This is a genomic window from Microbacterium sp. MYb62 (genome assembly GCF_002979475.1).
Lineage (GTDB): Bacteria > Actinomycetota > Actinomycetes > Actinomycetales > Microbacteriaceae > Microbacterium.
In genome coordinates, this window is sequence record NZ_PCOY01000012.1 from 32595 (window position 1) to 54671 (window position 22077).

Genomic DNA, 22077 nt, shown 5'->3' on the forward strand with positions numbered 1-22077 from the left:
CACGGGGCTACACTCGCGGCATGAGCGGACTGATCCCGTACCTGCTGTTCCCCGGAAACGCCGCAGAGGCGCTGCGTCACTACCGGTCCGTGTTCGGGGGTGACCTGCAGCTGCTCGACTACGCCACCGCCGGTCGGCACGACGGGCCGGGCGATGCGATCGCGCACGGGCAGCTGAGTGGGCCGGTCGAGATCGCCGGAGCGGATGCCGGAGCCGACGACGACGCGGTGCAGATGGGCGGCATGTTCCTGTCGCTCCTCGGCACGGCAGACGCCCTGACCCTCACCGGATGGTACGACAAGCTCGCCGCCGACGGCCGTGTGATCGACGCGCTGCAGAAGCGACCCTGGGGTGACTTCGACGGAACGCTCGTCGATCGTTACGGCATCCGCTGGCTGATCGGCTTCCACCCCGAGGACTGAGGTGTCCCGCTGCCGAAGTAGGGACGAGACGACGGCAGGAAGATCAACACGACCGCCGCGGTGGTGAGGGCGAGGGCCGCGAGGGCGACCCAGAACTCCCAGATCGGGGCCGCTGCCGCCGGAACGTAGAGCGCGAGCGGGAGCGGGAACAGCAGGGTCGCGTATCGGGCCCACGACTTTCGTCGTATCACGAGCACGGTGATGGTCGCGTAGACGACCACCGGTACGAAGGGGAGCACACTGAGCCACTGTCGCGACTCTCCTCCCCAATACCAGAGGAAGGGAGCGACCACGAGGGAGAGGAAGAAGACCAGCACGGTCGCCGTGATCAGGATGGTGAACGCCACCCGCAGAGTCACCGGCATCCGCTCATCCTCCTGCGCGTCGTTCGTCATACCTCCAGTATCGCCGAGCGTGCGGAGAACCTGCCGGCCGCACCCGGGTCGTCGAGCTGAACTGCGAACTCGCGTCGTGAGCCAGGGCGCCCTCGTATAGATGACGAAGACCCCGCCCCGTGCAGACGGGGCGGGGTCTTCGTCGGTTCAGCGGGTCAGGCGAACAGGCGCTGCAGGCGCTGGACGCCCTCGAGCAGCTGCTCGTCGCCGAGTGCGTACGACATGCGGATGTAGCCGGAAGGCCCGAAGGCTTCGCCGGGGACGACCGCGACCTCGGCCTGGTCGAGGATGAGATCGGCGAGTTCGAGTGAGGTGGTCGGCGTCACGCCGCCCCAGGTGCGGCCGAGCAGGCCCTGCACGTCGGGGTAGACATAGAAGGCGCCGAGAGGGTTCGGGACCACGAGGCCGTCGATCTTCGACAGCTCCGACACGATCAGCCGGCGGCGGCGGTCGAATGCCTGACGGAACTGCTCGGCCTCGTCCTGCGGACCGGTGAGGGCAGCGATCGCGGCCTTCTGGGCGACGTTGTTCACGTTGCTGGTGAGGTGCGACTGCAGGTTGCCGGCGACCTTGATGGCATCGGCCGGACCGACCATCCAGCCCACGCGCCATCCGGTCATGGCGTAGGTCTTCGCGACGCCGTTGACGAGGATCGTCTGACCGGCGACCTCGGGGACGGCCTCGACGATCGAGGTGGCCTTGACGCCCTCGTAGGTGAGGTTCTGGTAGATCTCGTCGCTGATGATCCAGATGCCGTGCTCGAGCGCCCACTCGCCGATGGCCTTGGTCTCCTCGGCGGTGTAGACCGATCCGGTGGGGTTCGACGGCGAGACGAAGACGAGAGCGGTGGTGCGGGCGGTGCGGGCGGCCTCGAGCTGCTCGACCGTGACCTTGTACTCCTGGTCGGCGCCGGCGAAGACCTCGACCGGGGTGCCGTCGGCGAGGCGGACGGCCTCGGGGTACGTGGTCCAGTACGGCGCGGGCAGCAGCACCTCGTCGCCGGGGTTCACCACCGTCTGGAACGCCTGGTAGACGGACTGCTTGCCGCCGTTGGTGACGATCACCTGGCTGGGGGAGACCTCGAGGCCGGAGTCGCGCAGGGTCTTCGCGGCGATCGCCTCGCGCAGCGCCGGGAGGCCAGGGGCGGGCGTGTACCGGTAGCTCGCCGGGTCGGCCAGAGCCTCGGCCGCGGCATCCACGATGAACTGCGGCGTCGCGAAGTCGGGCTCGCCGGCGGCGTACGAGATGACGTTCTTGCCTTCGGCTTTGAGAGCCTTGGCCTTGGCGTCGACTTTGAGGGTCGCGGACTCGGCGATGGCGGACAGTTTGCGGGAGAGAGGAGCGCGTTCGGTCACGATTACGAGCGTACTCGGGTCGATGCGGCGGGTGAGATGTGGGATGCCGCCAAGATCCGAGGTTCTTTCGGGTTCGGAAGGTCAGCCGGCGACGAGTCCGTGCGCCTGTGCGACGGCCGGAAGGGTGATGCGTCCGCCCTGCACGTTCAGACCCGCAGCCAGTGCCGCGTCCTCGGAGGCCGCGCGCTCCCAGCCCTTGCCGGCGATCGCCGAGACGTAGGGGAGGGTCGCGTTCGTCAGCGCGCGGGTCGCGGTCTCGGGGACCGCGCCCGGCATGTTCGCGACGCAGTAGTAGATCGAGTCGTGCACCGCGAACGTGGGGTCGTCGTGTGTGGTCGGCCGCGAGCCCTCGAAGCATCCGCCCTGGTCGATCGCGATGTCGACGAGCACGGAGCCCGGCTTCATCGTGGCGACCATGTCGTCGGTCACGAGCTTGGGGGCTGCGGCGCCCGGGATCAGCACGGAGCCGATCACGAGGTCGGCGGTCTTGAGCTCCTCGGCGATGTCGTAGCGGCTGGACGCCCGGGTCTCGAGGGCTCCGCCGTAGCGGTGCTCGAGCTCGCGCAGGCGTGGCAGCGAGACGTCGATCACGGTGACCTTCGAGCCGAGCCCGAGCGCGTTCGCCGCGGCGTGCTCTCCCGCGACACCGCCGCCGATCACGACGGTCTTGGCCCGTGGGGTGCCGGCGATGCCGCCGAGCAGCATCCCGCGACCACCCTGAGAGCGCAGCAGCGAGTACGAGCCCATGGTGACGGAGAGGCGTCCGGCGATCTCACTCATCGGCACGAGCAGCGGCAGGCTGCGGTCGGGGAGTTGCACCGTCTCGTAGGCGACGGCGGTGGTCCCGGCATCCATGAGCGCCGTCGTCAGCGCACGGTCGGCCGCGAGGTGCAGGTAGGTGAAGAGGGTCAGGTCGGCGCGTAGGAAGCCGTACTCCTGGGCGATCGGCTCCTTGACCTTGATGACGAGGTCGGCATCGCCCCACGCTTCGGCGGCGGTCGCCACGATCTCGGCACCGGCCGCGCGGTAGTCGTCGTCCGTGATGCGCGAGCCCAGCCCTGCGCCGGACTCCACGAGCACGCGATGCCCCTCGCGCACCAGGCGGTCGGCGCCGGCGGGGGTGAGGGAGACGCGGTTCTCGTTGTTCTTGACCTCGGTGGGAACGCCGATCTTCATTGATCCTCCAGTTGTCGCGCGGGTCGGCACCCAGGATCGCAGAAACATCGACAGAACAACAGAAAAGGTGAAGATGATTCGCCGAAGCCGAAATTCCTGAATAATGCTTCGTATGGAGACGACCTCAGACGCCCGGGAGCCGAACACCGTTCGGGCTCCGGCCCTCGATCCGATCGATGCCAGGATCGTCCAGCTGCTCACCGCGGACGGGCGGATGACGAACGCCGAGCTCGCGGGACGACTCGGCGTCGCGCCGTCGACCGCCCACGCACGGTTGCGCGCCCTGGTCGACAGGGGTGTGATCACGGGCTTCCACGCGAGTGTGGACGAGCGGATGCTCGGTGCCGGGCTCCAGGCCATCATCGGTGTCACGCTGCGTCCGAGCGGGCGGCGGGAGAGCATCGTCGAGTTCGCGGATCGGGTGCGCGTGCTGGCGCCGGTGATCCAGGTCTTCTTCCTCGGTGGCGACGACGACTTCCTGCTGCACATCGCGGTTGCCGACTCGTCCGAGATGCGCGAGTTCGTGCTCGAACATCTCTCGGCGCAGAGCAGCGTCGCCTCCACTCGCACGAGCATCGTGTTCGACTACCACCGCAACTCGGTGGCCGCGTCGTTCCGCTGAACGGGGGCCTCGACCGGCGCTCCGGTCGCACCTCCTGTCGCCCGGACGCACGACAGCCGACACGAACTGCGCCCGGAGTGGCGGGTGTGCGGCTCGAGCCTCATCGGAGGAGGGCGGCGAGGCGAGCGACCGCCTCCTCGACGAGGGCATCGTCGAGATCTCCATATCCGAGGACCAGCGCATCCGGGCGATCGGCGGCGTCGGTGTAGCGGCGCAGCGCGGTGAGAGCCAGCCCCTCGGCGGCACCGGCGTCGACCACGGCGGAAGCCGGGGCATGCGACGGGAGTGTCAGCACCAGGTGCATGCCGGCGGCGATGCCCGCGACCGACGAGTCGGGGAGCTCGGTCGTGAGGGCGTCGAGCAGCCGCTGCCGCCGGCGACGGAAGCGCGTGCGCGAGGCGCGCAGGTGCCGCTCGAAGTCACCCTGAGTGACGAAATGCGCGAGGGCGGCCTGATCGATCAGCGACGGGGCGCTCGGAGACGGCGCGGGTGCGATGCCCGGCGGCAACAGCATCCATCCGAGGCCCAGGGCGGGCGACACCGATTTCGACAGCGATCCGATCAGCGCGACGCAGTCGGGAGCGAGGCGCTGCAGCGCGGGGACCGGACGCCGGTCGTAGCGGAACTCGGCGTCGTAGTCGTCTTCGATGACCAGCCCCGCGTGCTCTCGCGCCCAGCGGACCAGCTGTTCTCGTCGAGCCGGCGCAAGCGCGGCGCCGAGGGGGAACTGATGCGCGGGCGTCACGAGCGCGGCACGTGCTCCCGTGCGCGCGGCGACGGCGGCGAGCATCTCGGTGTCGACGCCGTCGTCGTCGACCGGCACCCGGATCGGGCGCAGTCCGTTGTTCTCGGCGACGCCTCGCAGCCGTGGCCAGCTCGGATCCTCCACGAGGATCGTCCGGTGGCCGCGCCCGTGCAGTTCGCGCGTGAGGATGTCCATGCCATCGGTGGCACCGTGGGTGATCGTGACACGGTCGGGATCGGCGTCGGCGTGACGCGATCGGGAGAGGTAGGCGGCGACGGCCGCGCGGGCGGGAGCGTATCCGAAGGGATGCGCGGCGGCGAGCTCGCGATCGGGGAGGTCGGCGAGACCGGCGCGCAGCGCGGCCGCCCAGCGCGATCGGGGAGTGGAGCGAAGGTCGGGGATGCCCGGACGCAGGTCGTAGCGGATGGGTGGTGCGGAGACGGGCGCGGGGTCGCGCGGCCGGGGGCGATCGATGTCCCGGGTGGGCTCCGGCAACTCCTGCCGTTCGGCGACCCGCGTCGCCGAACCGATCCGTGCGTCGAGCACGCCCTCGGCGACCAGCTGCCCGTATGCCTCGGTCACGACCCACCGGGACACTCCGAGCGTCTCCGCGAGGGTGCGGCTGGGCGGCACGGCGGACCCCGCGGCCAGGCGGCCTTCGTCGATCGCGCGGCGCAGTGCGGACTCCACCCGGTCCCGGAGCGGCGGTCGGGCCTCGGTGCCCTCGGCCTCAAGATCGAGAAGCGTCTCCCAGGCGAGAATCGGTCTGGTCTTCTGCATCGTGATTGGAGTGTATCCCCATGCCGATCTCTCCCTAGCGTGAAAACCATCCCCCGAGAAAGGAACACCATGCAGTACCGCACCCTCTCCGATGGCCGCACCTCGTTCGACGTCTCGACGCTGTGCCTGGGAGCGATGAACTTCGGCAGCCGCACCGACGAGGCCACCTCCCGTGCGATCCTCGACCGCTTCGTCGAGGCCGGAGGCACCTTCATCGACACGGCCAACAACTACAGCCTCTGGGCGGGCGGGGACGGCCGCGACAGCGAAGACCTCCTCGGGCGGTGGATGAGCGACCGCGGAAACCGCGACTCCCTCCGCATCGCCACCAAGCTCGGCGCCGCGCAGAAGGACCCGTCCAAGCCGCTGTCGAACACTCCGCCGACGAACTTCGAGGGACTCTCGGCCGAGGTCATCCGCCGGCAGGCCCCGGAGAGCGCCCGCCACCTCGGCATCGACCACATCGACGTCCTCTACGGCCACGTCGACGACCGCGACGTCGCTCTCACCGAGACGATCGGCGCCTTCGGGGAGCTGCAGCGCGAGGGCCTCGTCGGCATCACCGGCATCTCCAACGTCCCCACCTGGCGCGTCGTGGAGGCGCGGGAGGAGGCGCAGCGGCAGGGCATCGCCCCCTACGGCGTGGTGCAGCAGCAGTACAGCTACCTGTACCCGGCGCCGCGCATCGGACGGAACAACTTCGTCACCCCCGACCTGCTCGACTACGCGGCATCCACCGGCACACCCGAGCGTCCACCGCTCGCCATCACCGTGTACTCGCCGCTGCATCAGGGCGGGATCGCACGACTCGACAAGGCCCTGTGGGGAGGCGTCGACCACCCGAGCAGCCACGCACGTCGCGCTCTGCTGCACGAGGTGGCCGCGGACATCGGTGCGACGCCGAACCAGGTCGCGCTCGCGTGGCTTCTCGGCGCGGAGGTCCCGGTGATCCCCGTCGTGGGAGTGTCGTCGCTCGCCCAGTTGGAGGAGGCGCTGGGAGCCGCCGACCTCGTGCTGGACGCCGAGGTGCGCGAGCGCCTCGACGCCGAGCCCGTCGACGCGCGCTGAGGCGCCGCAGTTCAGGCTCCGCGGGTCAGGCGCCGTAGGAGGCGGGCAGCGCGCAGTAGTCGGCGAACCGCCGCGTCGGATTCTCGGGATCGGTCACATCCACGATCGAGCCCGCGACCGTGTGCGGCGGCTCGTCGCCGGCCAGCTGCCACACCGCGTAGTTCCACATGCCCCTGGAGCGCTCGCCGAGCAGGCCTGCGGGCCCGGAGACGAGCAGGACGTCGTCGCTCTTCGGGCCCTCGCGGAACGCGGTGACCAGAGCGCGGAGCCCGGTCTCGTCGCCATCTGCCGAATGTTCGCGGATGACCTGCTGGTCGACGGCGCTCAGGGCCGCGGAGAGCGCATCGGCCGCGAGGCGCGAGCGCTCGGCATCCGCTCCGGCGACCGCGAGCAGACGCCGGCCACGCGGGTAGAAGTGCAGGAACTCGGAGGCGATGTCCGCCCAGACGTCGGTCATGCCATCAGGCTACGCCTGCCTGCCGGCACCGGCTCCGGGCACGAGTGGCGGCCCCGGTCCCTGGCGCGCAAGAAACCCCGGAACCTGGCATCCGCCACGGTCCGGGGCCCTCGCGTGCGCTCAGTCCTCGTCGACCAGGAATCGGCTGTAGGCGCCCAGCGTGAGGAAGGTGGGGAACTCCTCCTGCAGGGCGACTTCGCGGAAGATCTCCGCGGCGTCGTCGTAGCGGTCGTCGTGGCTGCGCGTCGCCTGCGCGAGCACTTGGGCGATCAATCCCTCGATGTACTCCGCGGTGATCGGGGTGCCGTCCTGCGTGGTGCGGTCCTGGTGGATCCACTGCCACACCTGCGAGCGGCTGATCTCCGCCGTCGCGGCATCCTCCATCAGGTTGTCGATCGCCACGGCGCCGAGTCCGCGCAGCCAGGCCTCGAGGTACCGGATGGCGACCGAGACGTTGTCCCGCACACCCTGCGCCGTGATCGGCCGGCCGATGTGCAGGTCGAGCAGATTGCGGGCCTCCACGTGTACGTCGTCGCGCTGGCGATCGATCTGGTTGGGGCGGTCGCCCAGCACGGCGTCGAACTCCGCCTGCGCCGTGGGGATCAGGTCGGGGTGCGCCACCCAGGTGCCGTCGAACCCGTCGCCGGCCTCGCGCTTCTTGTCGGCCGTGACCTTCTCGATCGCACGCGCCGTCACCTCGGGGTCGCGGCGGTTCGGGATGAACGCGCTCATGCCGCCGATCGCGAAGGCGCCGCGCTTGTGGCAGGTCTGCACGAGCAGGTCGGTGTAGGCCCGCATGAACGGCACCGTCATCGTGACCTCGCTGCGGTCGGGGAGCACGAAGCGCGCCCCGCGGCCGCGGTAGTTCTTGATGATCGAGAAGATGTAATCCCAGCGGCCGGCGTTCAGGCCCGCGCAGTGATCGCGCAGCTCGTAGAGGATCTCGTCCATCTCAAAGGCCGCAGGCAGTGTTTCGATCAGCACGGTCGCGCGGATCGTACCGTGCGGGATGCCGATGTACTCCTCGCTGAACGAGAAGACGTCGTCCCACAGCTTCGCCTCCTCGCTCGACTCGATCTTGGCGATGTAGAAGTACGGTCCGCGACCGCCGTCGATCAGTGCCTGCGCGTTGTGCAGGAAGTAGAGGCCGAAGTCGACCAGGGAGCCGGATGTCGAGGTGCGACGACCGGCGCGATCGATGAAGGCGATGTGCTTCTCGGGCAGGTGCCACCCGCGAGGACGCATCACGATCGTGGGCGTCCGCTCCGCCGTGACGCGGTACTCCTTGCCTGGGCCGGAATCAGAGGCAGGGGAGGTGAACGACAGCTCGCCGCGGATCGCGTCACGGAGCGACAGCTGCCCCTCGATCACGTTCTTCCAGGTCGGGCTCGTGGCATCCTCCTGGTCGGCGAGCCAGACCCGCGCGCCGGAGTTGAGGGCGTTGATCGTCATCTTCGGGTCCGTGGGCCCGGTGATCTCGACGCGGCGGTCTTCGAGCCCAGGTCCGGCACCCGCGACCCGCCAGTCGCGGTCCTCACGGATGTGGGCCGTGTCGTCGCGGAACCGGGGGTCGTGCCCGTTGCCGATCTCGAAGCGGCGACGCATCCGGTCGGCGAGCCGGTCATGGCGACGGGATGCGAACCGGTGGTGCAGCTCGGTGAGGAAGGCGATCGCCGACGGGGTGAGGATCTCCTCGTAGCGGTCGCGGAGGGGGCCGGTGACCTCGATCGCGGGGCCCTGCTGGGCCGTCTGGATCGGAGCCGTGGTCGGGGGAGCGGTGGGAGTGGTCATGATCGTGAGTCCTTCAGTTGGTGTCGAACGATGCGACAAAAGGGGCCACGCGCGCGGAGGGGGCGTGGGGTCAGTGGAACTGCGCGGCTTCGGTGGAGCCGGCGAGGGCGAGTGTCGCGCTGTCGGGGTTGAGGGCGGTGGAGATGACGTCGAAGTAGCCGGTGCCCGCCTCGCGCTGGTGCTTGGTGGCGGTGTAGCCGTCGGCCTCGGCGGCGAACTCGGCTTCCTGCAACTCGACGTACGCGCTCATGGCGCGATCGGCGTAGCCGCGGGCGAGGTCGAACATCGAGTAGTTCAGGGCGTGGAAGCCGGCCAGCGTGATGAACTGGAACTTGTAGCCCAGGTCAGCCAGCTCCTGCTGGAACGTCGCGATCTCGGCGTCGGACAGGTGCTTCTTCCAGTTGAAACTCGGAGAGCAGTTGTAGGCCAGGAGCTTACCCGGGAACTGCGCGTGGATGGCTGCGGCGAAATTGCGCGCGAGCTCGATGTCGGGCTCGCCCGTCTCGACCCACAGCAGGTCGGCGTAGGGGGCGAAGGCGAGTCCGCGGCTGATGACCGACTCCAGGCCGGGGCGGATCCGGTAGAACCCTTCGGTGGTGCGCTCGCCGGTGGTGAACTCCTGGTCCCGTTCGTCGACGTCGCTGGTGAGCAGGTCGGCGGCGAGGGCGTCCGTGCGGGCGATGATCACGGTCGGCACTCCGGCGACATCGGCCGCGAGGCGGGCCGCGTTCAGGGTGCGGATGTGCTGCTGGGTGGGCACGAGCACCTTGCCTCCGAGGTGGCCGCACTTCTTCTCACTGGCCAGCTGGTCCTCCCAGTGGATGCCGGCGGCACCGGACTGGATGAGCGACTGCGCGAGCTCGTACGCGTTCAGCGGTCCGCCGAAGCCGGCCTCGGCGTCGGCCACGATCGGCGCGAGCCAGTCCTGCGTGGTCTGTCCCTCAGCGTGCTCGAGCTGGTCCTGGCGGATGAGCGCATTGTTGATGCGGCGCACGACCGCCGGCACCGAGTTCGCGGGGTACAGCGACTGATCGGGGTAGGTCTGCCCGGCGAGGTTGCCGTCGGCGGCGACCTGCCACCCGGAGAGGTAGATGGCCTTGAGTCCTGCGCGCACCTGCTGCACGGCCTGGCCGCCGGTGTAGGCACCGAGCGCCCGGACGTAGTCCTCGGTGTGCAGGAGGTTCCAGAGGTTGTCGGCGCCGCGGTGGGCGAGAGTCGCCTCTTCGCGAACGGAGCCGCGGATGCGGATGACGTCTTCTGCCGAGTAGGTGCGCTCGACGCCGTCCCAGCGGGGATCGGTGTCCCAGATCTCCTGGAGCTCGGCGGCCGTCTGAACCTGGTCGCCGGCTCGCAGACCGGCGGGGCGGGGCGTCGGGGTGTGGGCGGTGTTCGTCATGGTGTCTCCTCGGTGGATCCGGCGGCTGTGCCGGTGTGGCGTGGTTCCACTGTGCGTGAAGTTCAGGGGTATGACCGACCGAATCCGGGGAGAAGATCCGCCGAAATTCTGTTTCTGTGACAGAATCGGCCGCATGAGCACCATCGACGCTGCAGAAGAGACCGACGCCCTCACAATCGGTCGCCGCATCCGCCAGCTCCGCACGGCGAAGGGCATGACCCTCGACGACCTCGCCTCCGCCGTCGATCGGGCGCCGAGCCAGATGTCGATGATCGAGACCGGCAAGCGCGAACCCAAGCTCACGCAGCTGCAGACGATCGCCCGGGCACTCGGGGTCACGATCGATGCGCTGCTGGAGGGCGAGCCGCTCGACGAGCGCAGCGCCGTCGAGATCGCACTCGAGCGGGCGATGAAGGGGCAGACGTTCCAGGCGCTGGGCATCGAGCCGTTCCGCATCGCGAAGAGCCTGCCCACGGATGCGCTCAAGGCCCTGCTCGCGCTGCACGGCGAGATCGACCGGCTCAAGGACGAGCGGGCGGCGACGCCGGAGGAGGCCCGGCGGGCGAACGTCGAGCTGCGGCACCTCATGCGACGACAGGACAACCACTTCGCCGATCTCGAGGGAAAGGCCGCCGAGATCCTCGCCGCCGTCGGTCATCCGGGAGGTCCGCTCACGCAGCGCACGGCATCCGAGATCGCCGCCTACCTGGGGTTCACCCTGCACTACGCGCCGGATCTGCCGCAGACCACCCGCAGTGTCGCCGACCTCGCGAACGGCCGGCTCTACCTGTCGAGCAGCGTGCCCGCGAAGGGCGATGCCCGCACCGCGGTGCTGCAGGCGCTGTCGAGCCGCATCCTCGGCCACGCCGAACCCCGCAGCTACGCCGAGTTCCTGCGGCAGCGCGTGGAGACCAACTACCTCACCGGGGCGCTCCTCATCCCGGAGGCGCACGTCGTCCCCTCGTTGAAAGACGCCAAGCAGCGGCGGGCGATCTCGATCGAAGACCTGCGCGACGCCTATTCGGTGTCGTATGAGACGGCGGCGCACCGCTTCACGAACCTCGCGACCAGGCATCTCGACATCCCGGTGCACTTCCTGAAGGTGCACGAGTCGGGCACGATCACGAAGGCGTACGAGAACGACGACGTGAACTTCCCGACCGACCGCCTCGGGGCCATCGAGGGGCAGATGTGCTGCCGCCGGTGGACCTCGCGCGTGGTGTTCGACGAGGACGACCGCTTCAACCCGTACTACCAGTACACCGACACCGGCAACGGCACCTACTGGTGCACGGCGCGGGTCGAGTCGTCGAGCGAGGGGCTGCACTCGGTGAGTGTGGGAGTGCGCTTCGACGACACGAAATGGTTCGTGGGCCGCGACACGGCGCACCGCGGCGTCTCGAAGCACTCGGTCGAGGTGTGCTGTCGCCGGGCGCCCGCCGATCTGGAGGACCGCTGGCGCGAGAACTCCTGGCCCAATGTGAAGACCCCGCGCACGTTGCTGGCGACCCTCCCGACCGGCGCTTTCCCCGGCGTCGACACCACCGACGTGTACGAGTTCCTCGAGGCGCACGCCCCGCGGTGACCGCGGCCCCTCTGCCTCTTCCACCCCTCCGCCGCGGTCGCACCGGGAGCAGGGGTTGAGCGAACACTGAACACGTGTTAGGTTTTCGCGTGTTGAGTGGCTCCGGTCAGCGGCGCCCGTTCTCGATGAGGAGACACGATGAAGCGGTGGATGAGCACACTGGCGACGGTCGGGCTGGTCGTCTCGGGATTGGCCCTCGCCGGGCCGGCTGCGGCGGGAGACGGTCGTCAGGGCAACGCGGAACTGAAGCGCTGGGCGCAGGACACCTGGGGTTCCCTGGTGGCCATGACCGACGAGGAGACGGGCCTGCCCGCCGACAACGTCACCGGCGATCTGCAGACCCCCAGTGCCTACACCTCGCCGACGAACATCGGCGGATACCTGTGGTCGACCGTCACGGCGAGAGACCTCGGCATCATCGGCGCCGACGAGGCGCGCATCCGCATGTCCGCCACGCTCGACACCCTCGAGGGGCTCGAGCGCAACGACGCAAGCGGGATGTTCTACAACTGGTACTCGCCGACGACGGGGGAGAAACTGACGACCTGGCCCGACTCCGGTGATCCGGTGTATCCGTTCCTCAGCACGGTGGACAACGGATGGCTCGCCGCGGCTCTGCGCATCGTGCGCGAGGCCGACCCCACGCTCGCGGTGCAGGCCGACGCCCTCTATGACTCGATGGACTTCGCCTCGTTCTTCGACCCCGCCGGCGCCGCCGGCCTCCCCGCCGGCACCAACCGCGGCGGCTTCTGGGACGAGGTGCCGCCGGAGTGCAGCGTCGCTGCGCCGATGTACAACGGATCGGGCGAGACCGCGTACTACACGTGCCACCACTACGACACGACCGTGAGCGAGAGCCGCATCGCGACCTACCTCGGCATCGCCAACGGTCAGATCCCGGCGACCGCCTTGTACGGCACGCACCGCACGATGCCGCCGGGCTGTGACTGGGCCTGGCAGGAGCAGCTCCCCGAGGGCGAGTACCGCACCTACAGCGGCGTCGAGGTCTGGGAGGGGGCGTACAGCTCCGACGGGATGTCGTTCGTTCCGAGCTGGGGCGGCAGCATGTTCGAGTCGCTGATGCCCGACCTGCTCGTCCCTGAGACGAAGTGGGGGCCGAAATCGTGGAAGCTCAATCATCCGATCACAGTCGCCGTGCAGAAGCAGCATGGGCTCGACGAGGCCGGCTACGGATACTGGGGCTTCTCGCCCGCGAGCAATCCCTTCGGCGGATACGCGGAGTACGGCGTCGACATCGCGGGGATGCGCTCTGACGGCTACACGTCCGACGCCGAGAAGACCGACGTCGACGTCGACCGACCGGGATGCACGGTGGGCAAGAATCCCGCCCCCGAGTTCGGTGACGGCGTGGTGACGCCGCATGCGGCATTCCTCGCGCTGCCCTACGACCGCAAGGGCGTGCTGAGCAACCTCGAAGGAATCGAGAACGACCTCGGCGCCTACGGTCCCGGCGGGTTCTACGACGCGGTCGCGGTGAAGAGCGGCACGATCGCCGAGCGCTACCTGTCGCTCGACCAGTCGATGATCATGGCGGCGATCGGCAACGAGCTCACGAAGGATAAGCTCAAGGACTACTTCGTGGATCGCCAGATGGAGAAGCTTCTGCGTCCCGCGATGCGACAGCAGGAATTCGGCTCGTCGTGGGGAGCAGGAGGCGACGGCTACAAGAGCTGAACCGCTTCTTCCCCACCCCGAGGGATGGGAGTGGGCGGTGGGAGCGGACGGTCAGTCGGCGGCAGGGCGTGGTTCCCGTGGCCCGTACGCCACGGGGCAGGCGCGACGGCAGGCGATCGTCGACGAGGCGCTCGTGGTCTTCTCCCGGACCGGTTTCCACGGCGGGTCCCTGCGCGAGATCGCCAAGCGCGTCGGTGTGACCCCGGCCGGTCTCCTGCACCACTTCGCCGACAAGGAGGAGCTGTTCGCCGAGGTGCTGCACCAGCGCGACGAGAAGGTGCGTGCGGCGGCGGGGGACCCCGCCGAGCACACCCTCCTCGAGCAGGCGAAGAGAGTCGTCGCCCACAACCAGACCTCGCGCGGCCTCACTTCGCTGTACGCCATCGTGTCGGCTGAGGCGACCGACCCCGAGCATCCCTCGCACGCCGACTTCGCGGCGCGCTACCGGACGCGGGCCGACGCGGCGGAGGAGATCCTCCGCCGGGGGCAGGAGGCGGGCGAGGTCAGAGCCGACATCGACCCCGTGCTCGCCGCACGTCTGATCAGCGCCGTGATGGACGGCATCCAGCTGCAGTGGCTGCTGGACGAGTCGGTCGACATGGTCCCCCTCTTCGACGAGTTCGTGCGCCGCTACCTGTACCCCGCAGAAGCCCCGTGAGCGGCGAGGCTCCTCCGCGCTCCGCCGGGGCGGTTCGGGCTCACGCCAGGAAGCGGGCGACGCGAGCGTTGAAGGCATCCGGATGCGTCGCGAAGCCCATGTGCAGCGGGATCGTGTCGAACTCGGCATCCGGCATCTTCGCTGCGACCCAGGCGCCGGCATCTGACGCCCAGTCCTCTCGCGCGAGGAAGAGTGTCGGCACCGCGGCGCTCGCGGCCGTCGCCTCGGACGAGTAGTCGCTGGTCGCGCCGTCCATCACGGTCGCGACGGCCACGTGCTCCGGGGTCTGCATCCCCAGCTCGACCACCCGGGCGACGTCCGGCGAGGAGGCGTCCTCATCGCCGATCATGTATCCGGCATACGCGGTCCAGAAGCCGAGACGGTCGTCGAGCACGGCCCGCTGCAGTCCGACGATCCCGTCGTGGGTGAGCGGCGCCTCGCCCCATTCCGACGCGTCATCGGGGTCGGCGGGCACCTTCGGCGTCTCGTCGACGAGCACGAGGCGCTCGATCCGATCCGTACCGTGGGAGCGGATGTAGCTCAAGGCATCGAGCACACCGAAGGACCACCCCAGCAGCACGAAGCGGTCGAGGTCGAGGGCATCGACGAGTGCGGCGAGGTCGTGTCCGCGCTGCGTGAACGTGTTGCCCGTGAGCGGCCGGCTCGACCCGCCCTGCCCGCGAGGGTCGACGGCGATCACGTCGAAGCGGTCGGCGAGTCCGGTCAGCTGATGCACGAAGAAGTCCGCCGAGCAGGTCCAGCCGGGGAGCATCACGATCGGCGTGCCGGTACCCGTCCGAAGCACGCGCAGCGCCACGTCATCGGCGACGGCGACCTCGGTGATCGAGACGGTCGTCGGGAGGGGAGGGAGCACGGGAGATGTCGTCATGGGTTCATCATGGCCGATCCCGAGGCCTGGCCGGGAGGGAGTAGTCCTCCTAGTCCGCGTTCCAGCGCAGGCGCGGATCGGCGGTGAACGCGGCGAGCGGGGTCGTCGCGTCGGCGACGGGGAACAAGGTGACCAGCAGGGGTGCCGCCCCTGGAGTCGGCGCGACGGCGTAGGCCAGCGCGGCGGGTCCCCGTGCGGCGCCGAGGGCCACGCGAACCATCCGTCCTTCGAGGCTCTGTTCGGCCCCTGCAGCCGGAGCGGAGAGAAGGGCGGATGCCGCGGACGTCGCCCGCTCGAGCAGGGTGGGCCCCGCGTGCCAGGGATGGAATGCATCGTCCGGAAGGCCGCACGCCCGCGCGAGCGCGTGCTGTGTCCAGCGGTCGCGCTTGAGCCCGTAGGGCGTGACCTCCTGCGAGAGCAGGTAGCCGTAGCAGTGCAGCAGGCCCGCATTGCCGACCGGCCAGTCCGCCGTGATGCCGGCCCGCCGATGCAGTTCCTCGAACAGGGCCTGCGGGATGACGGCCGTGCCGGTGTTCTCGTCGATGGTCGTCGATCGGCCCCACATCGCGAAGCGGTCGGCGCCGCGGTCGACGCGAATCGCGGAGGCGAGCCAGGGGAGGGCGTCGACGGCGGCGTGCGCCCCCGCGGCGGTTCCATCGGCGGCGAGGGTCGCGGATCGCGTGAGCTGGGCGAGTTCGGACACGGCGCTCAACTTACGCGATTCGCGTGGACGGATTGTTCACACGGCGTTCACACGCTCGGGACCTTCTGTCCACAATCGTTCCCCATGCTGGACGGAGCGTCCCCACAGAAAGAACTCCGTGAACTCCATCCTCCTCTTCGATTTCGACGGCACCATCGCGCTCGGTGATGGCCCGGTCCTCGCCTACGCGCAGCAGGTCGCTGCCGCCCTCGGTGGTGACGACACCTTCGTCGACGTCATCCGCGCGGTCCTCACCTCCGCCGATGACGATGCACTCGACGGCTACGACGCCGTGCGCCGCGTCGCCGAGACCCGGGGCGCGGATGCGACCCTCCTCAGCACCGCATACCTCGCCAGCCGCGCGCAGCTCGGCACGGCGGAGGCGCCGATCGACGCGCCCGAAGGCCTCGCCGATTTCCTCGAATCGGTCGATGCCGAACGGATCCTCGTCACGAACGCGCCGGCGATCCGCATCGTCGAAGCGCTCGAGGCGCTCGGTCTCCACGGGCTGTTCGACCGGATCGTCACCGGCGCCGGCAAGCCGAAGGGACTCGAGGCCGTGCTCGCCGCGCTCCCCGCCGACGCCCGCGTCCTGAGCATCGGCGACATCTGGCACAACGACCTCGCCCCCGCGCATGCCCGCGGCCACGCAACCGCGCTGATCGGCGGATTCTCCGACCCGAACGCCACCCCGACCTTCCGTGCCGCCGAGTTCTCGACGCTGGTACCCCAGCTCGAGGCCTGGCTCCGCGGCTGAAGCCACACCCTCCCTCACACACCCACACCCACCGAAGGATGACCATGCGTACCTCTCTCCTCCGCTCCTCCGCAGCGGGCGTCATCGCCGTCGGCGCGCTGCTGACCGTCGCGCTCGCCGGCTGCTCCAGCAGCACCGGCGCCCCTGACGCGTCCGCCGCTCCCGCCGCCGACCCCGACTCGATCGTGCTCGCCCTCGTCCCCTCGCAGGATCAGGACGGACTCGTCGACACCGCAGCGCCCCTCACCGACTACCTCACGAAGGAGCTCGGCATCGACGTCACCGGCGTCGTGTCGAAGGACTACCAGGCCGCCGTCGAGGCGATGGGTGCCGGCCAGGCGCAGATCGGCTTCCTGCCGTCGCTGCAGCTGTGGCAGGCGAACGACATGTACGACGCGAAGGTCGTGCTGCAGACCGAGCGCAACGGCAACATCACCTACCCCGCGCAGTTCATGACGAACAACCCCGACAAGTACTGCGACGACGAGCCGGTCGAGCGCGACGGGATGCTGTTCTGCAACGGTGCCGACGCCATGAAGGGCCCTGCGGGCCTCGACAGCATCGACAAGGTGAAGGGTGCGAAGGTCGCCGTGCTCGGCCCCGGTTCGCCCGCCGGCTACATCTACCCGATCGTCGCGCTGCAGGAGGCGGGCCTGGACACCGACACCGACATCCAGCAGATCCCCGTCACCGCGAACGACGCCTCCGTGCTCGCCGTCTACAACGGGGACGCCGAGGTCGGCTTCAGCTTCTGGGACGCGCGCACGATCGTCGCGAAGGACACCCCCGACGTCGGACAGAAGGTCGTCGTGTTCGCGATGACCGAGGAGATCCCGAACGACGGCGTCGCGCTCTCGTCCGACCTCTCGCCCGAGCTGCAGGACCGCATCACGAAGGCGCTCGAGGACTTCTCGAACACCCCGGAGGGCTCTGAGATCCTCACCAGCATCTACTCGATCACCAAGCTCGCGCCGGCCGACCCCGACTCGCTCGACGTCGTGGCCCGCGCCGCGCAGGCTCTGGGGCTCCAGTAAATTGTCCGATCAGATCCAACACGTGGACGCCGCAGCTCCGGCTGCGGCGTCCACGCCGTGGTCCATCCGTCTCGACGAGGTCACGGTGCGCTACCCGAACGGGACGCTCGGCCTGAATCGGGTGTCCCTCGAAGTCGACGCAGGGGAGATGGTCGTGGTCGTCGGGCTCTCTGGGTCGGGCAAATCCACGCTCATCCGCGCGATCAACGGGCTCGTGCCCGTCACGAGCGGGATGCTCGACGTCGGCGAGCATCGCGTGAGCGGGGCCTCGCCGCGCACGCTCCGGCGCCTCCGCGGCGACATCGGGATGGTCTTCCAGGGGTTCAACCTCGCAGGCCGCGCGAGCGTACTGCAGAACGTGCTCGTCGGGCGCCTCGCGCACACACCGCTCTGGCGCACACTCCTGGGCGTCTACCCGGAAGCCGACAAGCAGCTCGCGTATCACGCGCTCGATCGCGTCGGCATCCTGCCCAAGCTCCACTCCCGCGCCTCCGAGCTCTCCGGTGGCCAGCAGCAACGCGTCGCGATCGCGCGCGCACTGGCACAGGAACCCCGCATCGTCCTCGCCGACGAGCCGGTCGCGAGTCTCGACCCGCCCACCGCGCATGGGGTGATGAACGATCTGCGGCGCATCAACCGCGACCTGGGCATCACGGTGCTCGTCAACCTGCACCTGCTCGACCTCGCTCGCGAGTACGGGGCGCGGATGATCGGCATGCGCGCCGGCGAGATCGTCTACGACGGTCCGGCGACCAGTGCGACGGATGCCGATTTCGAGAGCATCTACGGGCGCTCCCTCACCCCCGACGACCGGTTGGACGCATGAGCGCCTCCGCCCCTCCCGTCCTCGACATCCCCACCCGGCCACGCGGGGCCTGGAAGGGGCCGGCGGTGGTGGCCGCCGTCGTGGTCGTCACCGTCGTGATGTGCCTGCCGGTGATCGGCATCGGGGTCGACTTCTCCGCCATCGCGCGCAACTGGCAGAACGGCGCCGACAAGATCGTCAGGCTGCTCGTGCCCGATTGGAGCTTCTTCCCCCGCACCGTCGCACCTCTCGTCGAGACGTTGCAGATGGCTGTGATCGCGACCGCCATCGGCGCAGCCGTCTCACTGCCGCTCAGCTTCTGGGCCGCCAGGGCGACCAACCCGAACACTCCGGTACGCATCGTCGTGCGCGGCATCCTCAACGTCATCCGCAGCGTGCCCGATCTGCTGTACGCGGCGATCCTCGTCGCGATGGTCGGGGTCGGCGCACTCCCCGGCATCCTCGCGCTGCTGCTGTTCAACGTCGGCATCATCGTCAAACTCGTCTCGGAGGCGATCGACACCAACGACCGCGGCCCCCTCGAGGCCGGACGCGCGGTGGGGGCCACCCAGACCAAGATCAATCGCACGCTCGCCCTGCCCGACGCCTGGCCCGCCTTCGCCAACCAGACCCTCTACGTGTTCGAACTGAACGTGCGGGCGTCGACGGTGCTCGGGCTCGTGGGCGCGGGCGGCATGGGCTTGCTCATCGATGCGGTGCGCACCTTCTACCGCTACGACCAGCTCTCGCTCATCATCCTGGAGATCCTCATCGTCGTCGTCGTGATCGACCTCGTCTCGGACGCCATCCGACGGAGGCTCGTATGAGCGCGGCGCTCACCGTCATCCCCGCCAAGCCCCGGCGGCCCTGGCTGATCGCAGGCTGGGCTCTCGTCACGGGCATCGTCGTGCTCGCGTTCTGGTCGATCGACATCGACTGGTCCCGTCTCGCCGACCTGCCGTCCGAGATCATCCGATACACCTTCCTGATGTTCGCCCACCCGAACTGGGAGAAGCTGCCGGAAGCCCTGTGGCAGACGTGGCGGAGCATCGAGATGGCCTGGGTCGGCACGATCCTCGGCATCGTGCTCGCGACTCCGCTGAGCCTGCTCGCCGCCCGGGGATTCGGCCCCGCCTGGCTGCGTGCCCTCCTGCGCGGACTCTTCTCGCTCATCCGTGCGGTGCCCGAGATCATCATCGCGATCGTGATCCTCTCGGTCACCGGCCTCACCCCGTTCACGGGTGCGCTCGCCCTCGCCGTCAACGGCATCGGCACCCTCGGCAAGTGGGGGTACGAGGCCGTCGAGGCCGTGCCCCGCGGTCCGATCGAGGCGGCGCGTGCGGCGGGCGGCGGCACCCTCCAGGTGCTGCGCTGGGGTGTGTGGCCACAGGCTGAACCGGCGTTCTGGTCGTTCTGGCTCTACCGCTTCGAGATCAACGTGCGCTCCTCGGCCGTGCTCGGACTCATCGGGGTCGGGGGAATCGGCGACATGCTCACGTCCTACACGCAGTACCGTGAGTGGTCGACGGTGGGTGTCCTGCTCATCGTGGTCGTCGTGGTGACGATGCTGATCGATGCGGCCTCCGGCGCCATCCGCCGCCGGATCATGGAGGGAGCCCGTGCCCGTGTTCTCGTCTAGCGCCCCGCCCACCGCGCGCATCGCGGCGGTGCTCAACACACTGCAGCCCGCCGAGCGCCGCGTGGCCGAGCTGATCGTCGAATCGGCCGACGAGGTCGTGGAGTGGACGGCACAGGAGCTCGCCGACCGTGCCGGGGTCGGTCGTGCCACGGTCGTGCGCACCTGTCAGGGCATCGGCTACCGCGGGTATCCGCAGCTGCGGGTCGCGCTCGCGGCCGAGCTGGGCGGGGCGCCGGGGGAGGCGGCGGTCGATCACGGTCCGGGCGTGCTCGGACGCATGCGGGGGGAGATCGACCGTCTGGCCGCCTCGCTGCCCGCACTCGCCAGCCTGCTGGATGGGGATGCGGTGGCCGAGGCCGTGCGTCTGGCGGCATCCGCTCGCCGTCTGCTCGTGCTCGCCAACGGCCTGTCCTCACCCATCGCGAACGACCTGGCGATGCGCCTGACCGCGTCCGGGCGGTCGGCGGAGTTCATCGCCGATGCGATCGCACAGCAGATCGCCGCGCGTCATCTCACTCCGGACGATGTGTGTCTCGTCGTGAGCGGCTCCGGCGCCAACGAGGCGAGCCTGCGCGTCGCGACGGCGGCGGCGCGGGGCGGTGCGAGGGTGATCGCCTTCACCTCGTTCGCGTCGTCGGCGCTCACCGAGGTCGCGTCCCTGTCTCTGGTGATCGCGCCCACCGGGGTGAGCTTCCGCGACGAGCTCGAGCACACGTCGCGGGTGGCCTATCTCGTGTTCGCGGAGGTGTTCGCCGCGGCGGTCACCGCCGAGCGGGGTGACGATGCCGTGCAGGCCCGTGCCCACGTGCTCGAGGTCGTCTCCGCCAACCTCGGGGAGAGCGCGCCGGACTAGCGCCGCCCGCGGAGGCGGCACTAGTCAGGAGTCACGCGGTCGCTCGTGGCGGGTTGTACATGAATTCGACGCGGATGCCGTCGTCGTCCTCGACGAACGAGGCGTAGTAGCGGTTCGAGTAGCGGGGATACTCCTTCGGCTCGCGGACCGCCGACCACCCGGCATCCGTGGCGACCGCGTGCAGGCGATCGACGTCGTCGCGCGTGGGCACGGCGAACGCGATGTGTTGCCATCCGATCCGACCATGCCGATGCGGACCCGAGTCCTCATCCCAGGTGTAGAGGATGATCTCCGTCTCGTCGCCGTTGTTCCACGAGATCGAGTGGTCGTTCGCGCCGCCGCTCTGATAGCCGAGCGCGGTGAGAACCGGATGGAACTGCGCCCGGCCGCGCTCGAGGTCGTCGACGGTGATACCCAGATGATCCAGAAGAGCCATGCGCTCAGTCTTCCAGCCGGGTCCGACGTGGCACTAGTGCGGTGCGTGGTACTCGGCCTCGCCGCGCTTCCAGTAGCCCTTCACGACGGCGTTCGCGGTGTCGACGCCCCAGCGCTCGAGCAGCGCCCGGCCCGGCTTGACGATCGACTGCTCCGCGGCGATGAACACGAAGGGATCCGCGCCGACGGCGTCGTCGGCGCTCAGCTCCTCGAGGAAGGCGATGAGGGCGGAGCCGGCGGGGGCCGGTCCACGGTGCAGCCACTCGATCTCGACCGGTGCTGCGATATCGACCTCTCGGCCGGGATTCACGGTCTCGACGACGATGCGTGCCGGTGTGTCTTCGGGGATCAGCGCGGCGAAGCGACGGATCGCGGGGATGGCCGTCTCGTCGCCGACCAGCAGCCACGACCCGGGTTCGCCCGCCAGCACCGCGGAGCCGCGAGGGCCGCCGACGCCGATCGTCGACCCGAGCGGTGCGGTCGCGGCCCAGGGCGCGGCGACCCCCTGATCGCCGTGGACCGCGAACTCGACATCGAGCCAGTCCGCGCCCCACGCGAGCGGGGTGTACTCGCGGCTCGGAGAGGCCCGCAGCTCCTCGACGGAGTCGGTCGGCCCTGCGGGGAAGAACAGACGCATGTGATCGTCGGCGCCGGGGGAGTCGAAGCCCGAGAGGTCGGAGCCCGTCAGGCGCACGCGCACGAAGTCCGGAGCCAGCCATTCGCGGGCGCTCAGGGTGACGTTGCGGAAGCGCAGCTCGAGGCCGCGACGCTCGATCGAGAAACCGGATTTCGTATCGCTCATGAAGTAAGGCTAACC

The 22077-nt window shown here is 69.5% G+C and carries 23 protein-coding genes; 12 read left to right on the top strand and 11 right to left on the bottom strand.

Features of this window, described 5'->3' with window-relative positions; translation table 11 throughout:
• Nucleotides 1–20 precede the first annotated feature (20 nt).
• A complete protein-coding gene (locus CQ042_RS12835) occupies nucleotides 21–422 on the top strand; it encodes a VOC family protein (RefSeq protein ID WP_105670851.1) in 402 nt (133 codons plus the stop codon).
• Here CQ042_RS12835 and CQ042_RS12840 read toward each other — a convergent pair.
• From CQ042_RS12840 to ald, 3 genes are all read right to left on the bottom strand, one after another.
• Complete coding sequence (locus CQ042_RS12840; RefSeq protein ID WP_105670852.1) at nucleotides 380–817, bottom strand: hypothetical protein; 438 nt, start codon at nucleotides 815–817, stop codon at nucleotides 380–382. The genes CQ042_RS12835 and CQ042_RS12840 overlap by 43 nt on opposite strands.
• Before the next feature lie 155 nt (nucleotides 818–972).
• Entirely contained in the window at nucleotides 973–2172 is a 1200-nt protein-coding gene (locus CQ042_RS12845; protein WP_105670853.1) for a pyridoxal phosphate-dependent aminotransferase, read from the bottom strand.
• Between the two features lie 81 nt (nucleotides 2173–2253).
• The gene (gene ald, locus CQ042_RS12850; RefSeq protein ID WP_105670854.1) at nucleotides 2254–3348 is read right to left on the bottom strand and encodes an alanine dehydrogenase; all 1095 of its coding nucleotides are present in this window, start codon (nucleotides 3346–3348) and stop codon (nucleotides 2254–2256) included.
• A gap of 103 nt (nucleotides 3349–3451) precedes the next feature.
• Here ald and CQ042_RS12855 point away from each other — a divergent pair, with 103 nt between their 5' ends.
• Nucleotides 3452–3970, top strand: coding sequence for an Lrp/AsnC family transcriptional regulator (locus CQ042_RS12855; RefSeq protein ID WP_105670855.1), 519 nt, complete (start codon nucleotides 3452–3454; stop codon nucleotides 3968–3970).
• A 100-nt stretch (nucleotides 3971–4070) separates the two neighbouring features.
• Here CQ042_RS12855 and CQ042_RS12860 read toward each other — a convergent pair whose 3' ends face one another.
• Nucleotides 4071–5495 carry a PLP-dependent aminotransferase family protein gene (locus CQ042_RS12860; protein WP_105670856.1) on the bottom strand — a complete coding sequence of 475 codons (1425 nt, stop codon included), beginning with the start codon at nucleotides 5493–5495 and terminating at the stop codon, nucleotides 4071–4073.
• Nucleotides 5496–5564: 69 nt separating this feature from the next.
• On the opposite strand from CQ042_RS12860, the gene CQ042_RS12865 reads away from it, so the two are divergent.
• Nucleotides 5565–6563 (top strand): aldo/keto reductase, encoded by a 999-nt coding sequence (locus CQ042_RS12865; protein ID WP_105670857.1) that lies wholly within the window; start codon nucleotides 5565–5567, stop codon nucleotides 6561–6563.
• Nucleotides 6564–6588: 25 nt separating this feature from the next.
• Here the strand turns inward: CQ042_RS12865 and CQ042_RS12870 are convergent, their stop codons facing one another.
• From CQ042_RS12870 to aceA, 3 genes are all read right to left on the bottom strand, one after another.
• Complete coding sequence (locus tag CQ042_RS12870) at nucleotides 6589–7020, bottom strand: hypothetical protein (RefSeq protein WP_105670858.1); 432 nt, start codon at nucleotides 7018–7020, stop codon at nucleotides 6589–6591.
• A 120-nt stretch (nucleotides 7021–7140) separates the two neighbouring features.
• Nucleotides 7141–8811: a malate synthase A gene (gene aceB, locus CQ042_RS12875; protein WP_105670859.1), complete on the bottom strand. Its 1671-nt coding sequence runs from the start codon at nucleotides 8809–8811 to the stop codon at nucleotides 7141–7143.
• A gap of 70 nt (nucleotides 8812–8881) precedes the next feature.
• Nucleotides 8882–10207 carry an isocitrate lyase gene (gene aceA, locus CQ042_RS12880; protein WP_105670860.1) on the bottom strand — a complete coding sequence of 442 codons (1326 nt, stop codon included), beginning with the start codon at nucleotides 10205–10207 and terminating at the stop codon, nucleotides 8882–8884.
• Nucleotides 10208–10340: 133 nt separating this feature from the next.
• Between aceA and CQ042_RS12885 the strand changes: the two genes are divergently transcribed.
• From CQ042_RS12885 to CQ042_RS12895, 3 genes are all read left to right on the top strand, one after another.
• Nucleotides 10341–11792, top strand: coding sequence for a helix-turn-helix domain-containing protein (locus CQ042_RS12885; protein WP_105670861.1), 1452 nt, complete (start codon nucleotides 10341–10343; stop codon nucleotides 11790–11792).
• Nucleotides 11793–11930: 138 nt separating this feature from the next.
• Entirely contained in the window at nucleotides 11931–13487 is a 1557-nt protein-coding gene (locus CQ042_RS12890) for a glucoamylase family protein (RefSeq protein ID WP_105670862.1), read from the top strand.
• Between the two features lie 37 nt (nucleotides 13488–13524).
• Nucleotides 13525–14145 carry a TetR/AcrR family transcriptional regulator gene (locus CQ042_RS12895; RefSeq protein WP_105670863.1) on the top strand — a complete coding sequence of 207 codons (621 nt, stop codon included), beginning with the start codon at nucleotides 13525–13527 and terminating at the stop codon, nucleotides 14143–14145.
• Between the two features lie 40 nt (nucleotides 14146–14185).
• Here CQ042_RS12895 and CQ042_RS12900 read toward each other — a convergent pair whose 3' ends face one another.
• Entirely contained in the window at nucleotides 14186–15034 is an 849-nt protein-coding gene (locus CQ042_RS12900; RefSeq protein WP_105670864.1) for an alpha/beta fold hydrolase, read from the bottom strand.
• A gap of 49 nt (nucleotides 15035–15083) precedes the next feature.
• Nucleotides 15084–15737: an amino acid deaminase gene (locus CQ042_RS12905; RefSeq protein ID WP_181157559.1), complete on the bottom strand. Its 654-nt coding sequence runs from the start codon at nucleotides 15735–15737 to the stop codon at nucleotides 15084–15086.
• 118 nt (nucleotides 15738–15855) lie between these two features.
• Here CQ042_RS12905 and CQ042_RS12910 point away from each other — a divergent pair, with 118 nt between their 5' ends.
• From CQ042_RS12910 to CQ042_RS12935, 6 genes are read left to right on the top strand one after another with little or no spacing between them, the layout of a single operon-like run.
• The gene (locus CQ042_RS12910; protein WP_105670865.1) at nucleotides 15856–16494 is read left to right on the top strand and encodes an HAD family hydrolase; all 639 of its coding nucleotides are present in this window, start codon (nucleotides 15856–15858) and stop codon (nucleotides 16492–16494) included.
• Between the two features lie 44 nt (nucleotides 16495–16538).
• Nucleotides 16539–17528, top strand: coding sequence for a phosphate/phosphite/phosphonate ABC transporter substrate-binding protein (locus tag CQ042_RS12915; protein ID WP_105670866.1), 990 nt, complete (start codon nucleotides 16539–16541; stop codon nucleotides 17526–17528).
• A gap of 22 nt (nucleotides 17529–17550) precedes the next feature.
• Nucleotides 17551–18354 (top strand): phosphonate ABC transporter ATP-binding protein, encoded by an 804-nt coding sequence (phnC, locus tag CQ042_RS12920; RefSeq protein WP_181157560.1) that lies wholly within the window; start codon nucleotides 17551–17553, stop codon nucleotides 18352–18354.
• Complete coding sequence (gene phnE, locus CQ042_RS12925; RefSeq protein ID WP_105670867.1) at nucleotides 18351–19160, top strand: phosphonate ABC transporter, permease protein PhnE; 810 nt, start codon at nucleotides 18351–18353, stop codon at nucleotides 19158–19160. The genes phnC and phnE (CQ042_RS12925) overlap by 4 nt, the downstream gene beginning before the upstream one ends.
• Complete coding sequence (gene phnE, locus CQ042_RS12930) at nucleotides 19157–19972, top strand: phosphonate ABC transporter, permease protein PhnE (RefSeq protein WP_105670868.1); 816 nt, start codon at nucleotides 19157–19159, stop codon at nucleotides 19970–19972. Before phnE (CQ042_RS12925) ends, phnE (CQ042_RS12930) begins: the two co-directional genes overlap by 4 nt.
• The gene (locus CQ042_RS12935; protein ID WP_258132247.1) at nucleotides 19953–20825 is read left to right on the top strand and encodes a MurR/RpiR family transcriptional regulator; all 873 of its coding nucleotides are present in this window, start codon (nucleotides 19953–19955) and stop codon (nucleotides 20823–20825) included. The genes phnE (CQ042_RS12930) and CQ042_RS12935 overlap by 20 nt, the downstream gene beginning before the upstream one ends.
• A gap of 31 nt (nucleotides 20826–20856) precedes the next feature.
• Here CQ042_RS12935 and CQ042_RS12940 read toward each other — a convergent pair whose 3' ends face one another.
• Complete coding sequence (locus tag CQ042_RS12940; protein ID WP_105670870.1) at nucleotides 20857–21261, bottom strand: VOC family protein; 405 nt, start codon at nucleotides 21259–21261, stop codon at nucleotides 20857–20859.
• Between the two features lie 33 nt (nucleotides 21262–21294).
• Nucleotides 21295–22062: a siderophore-interacting protein gene (locus tag CQ042_RS12945; RefSeq protein ID WP_105670871.1), complete on the bottom strand. Its 768-nt coding sequence runs from the start codon at nucleotides 22060–22062 to the stop codon at nucleotides 21295–21297.
• Nucleotides 22063–22077: the final 15 nt, after the last annotated feature.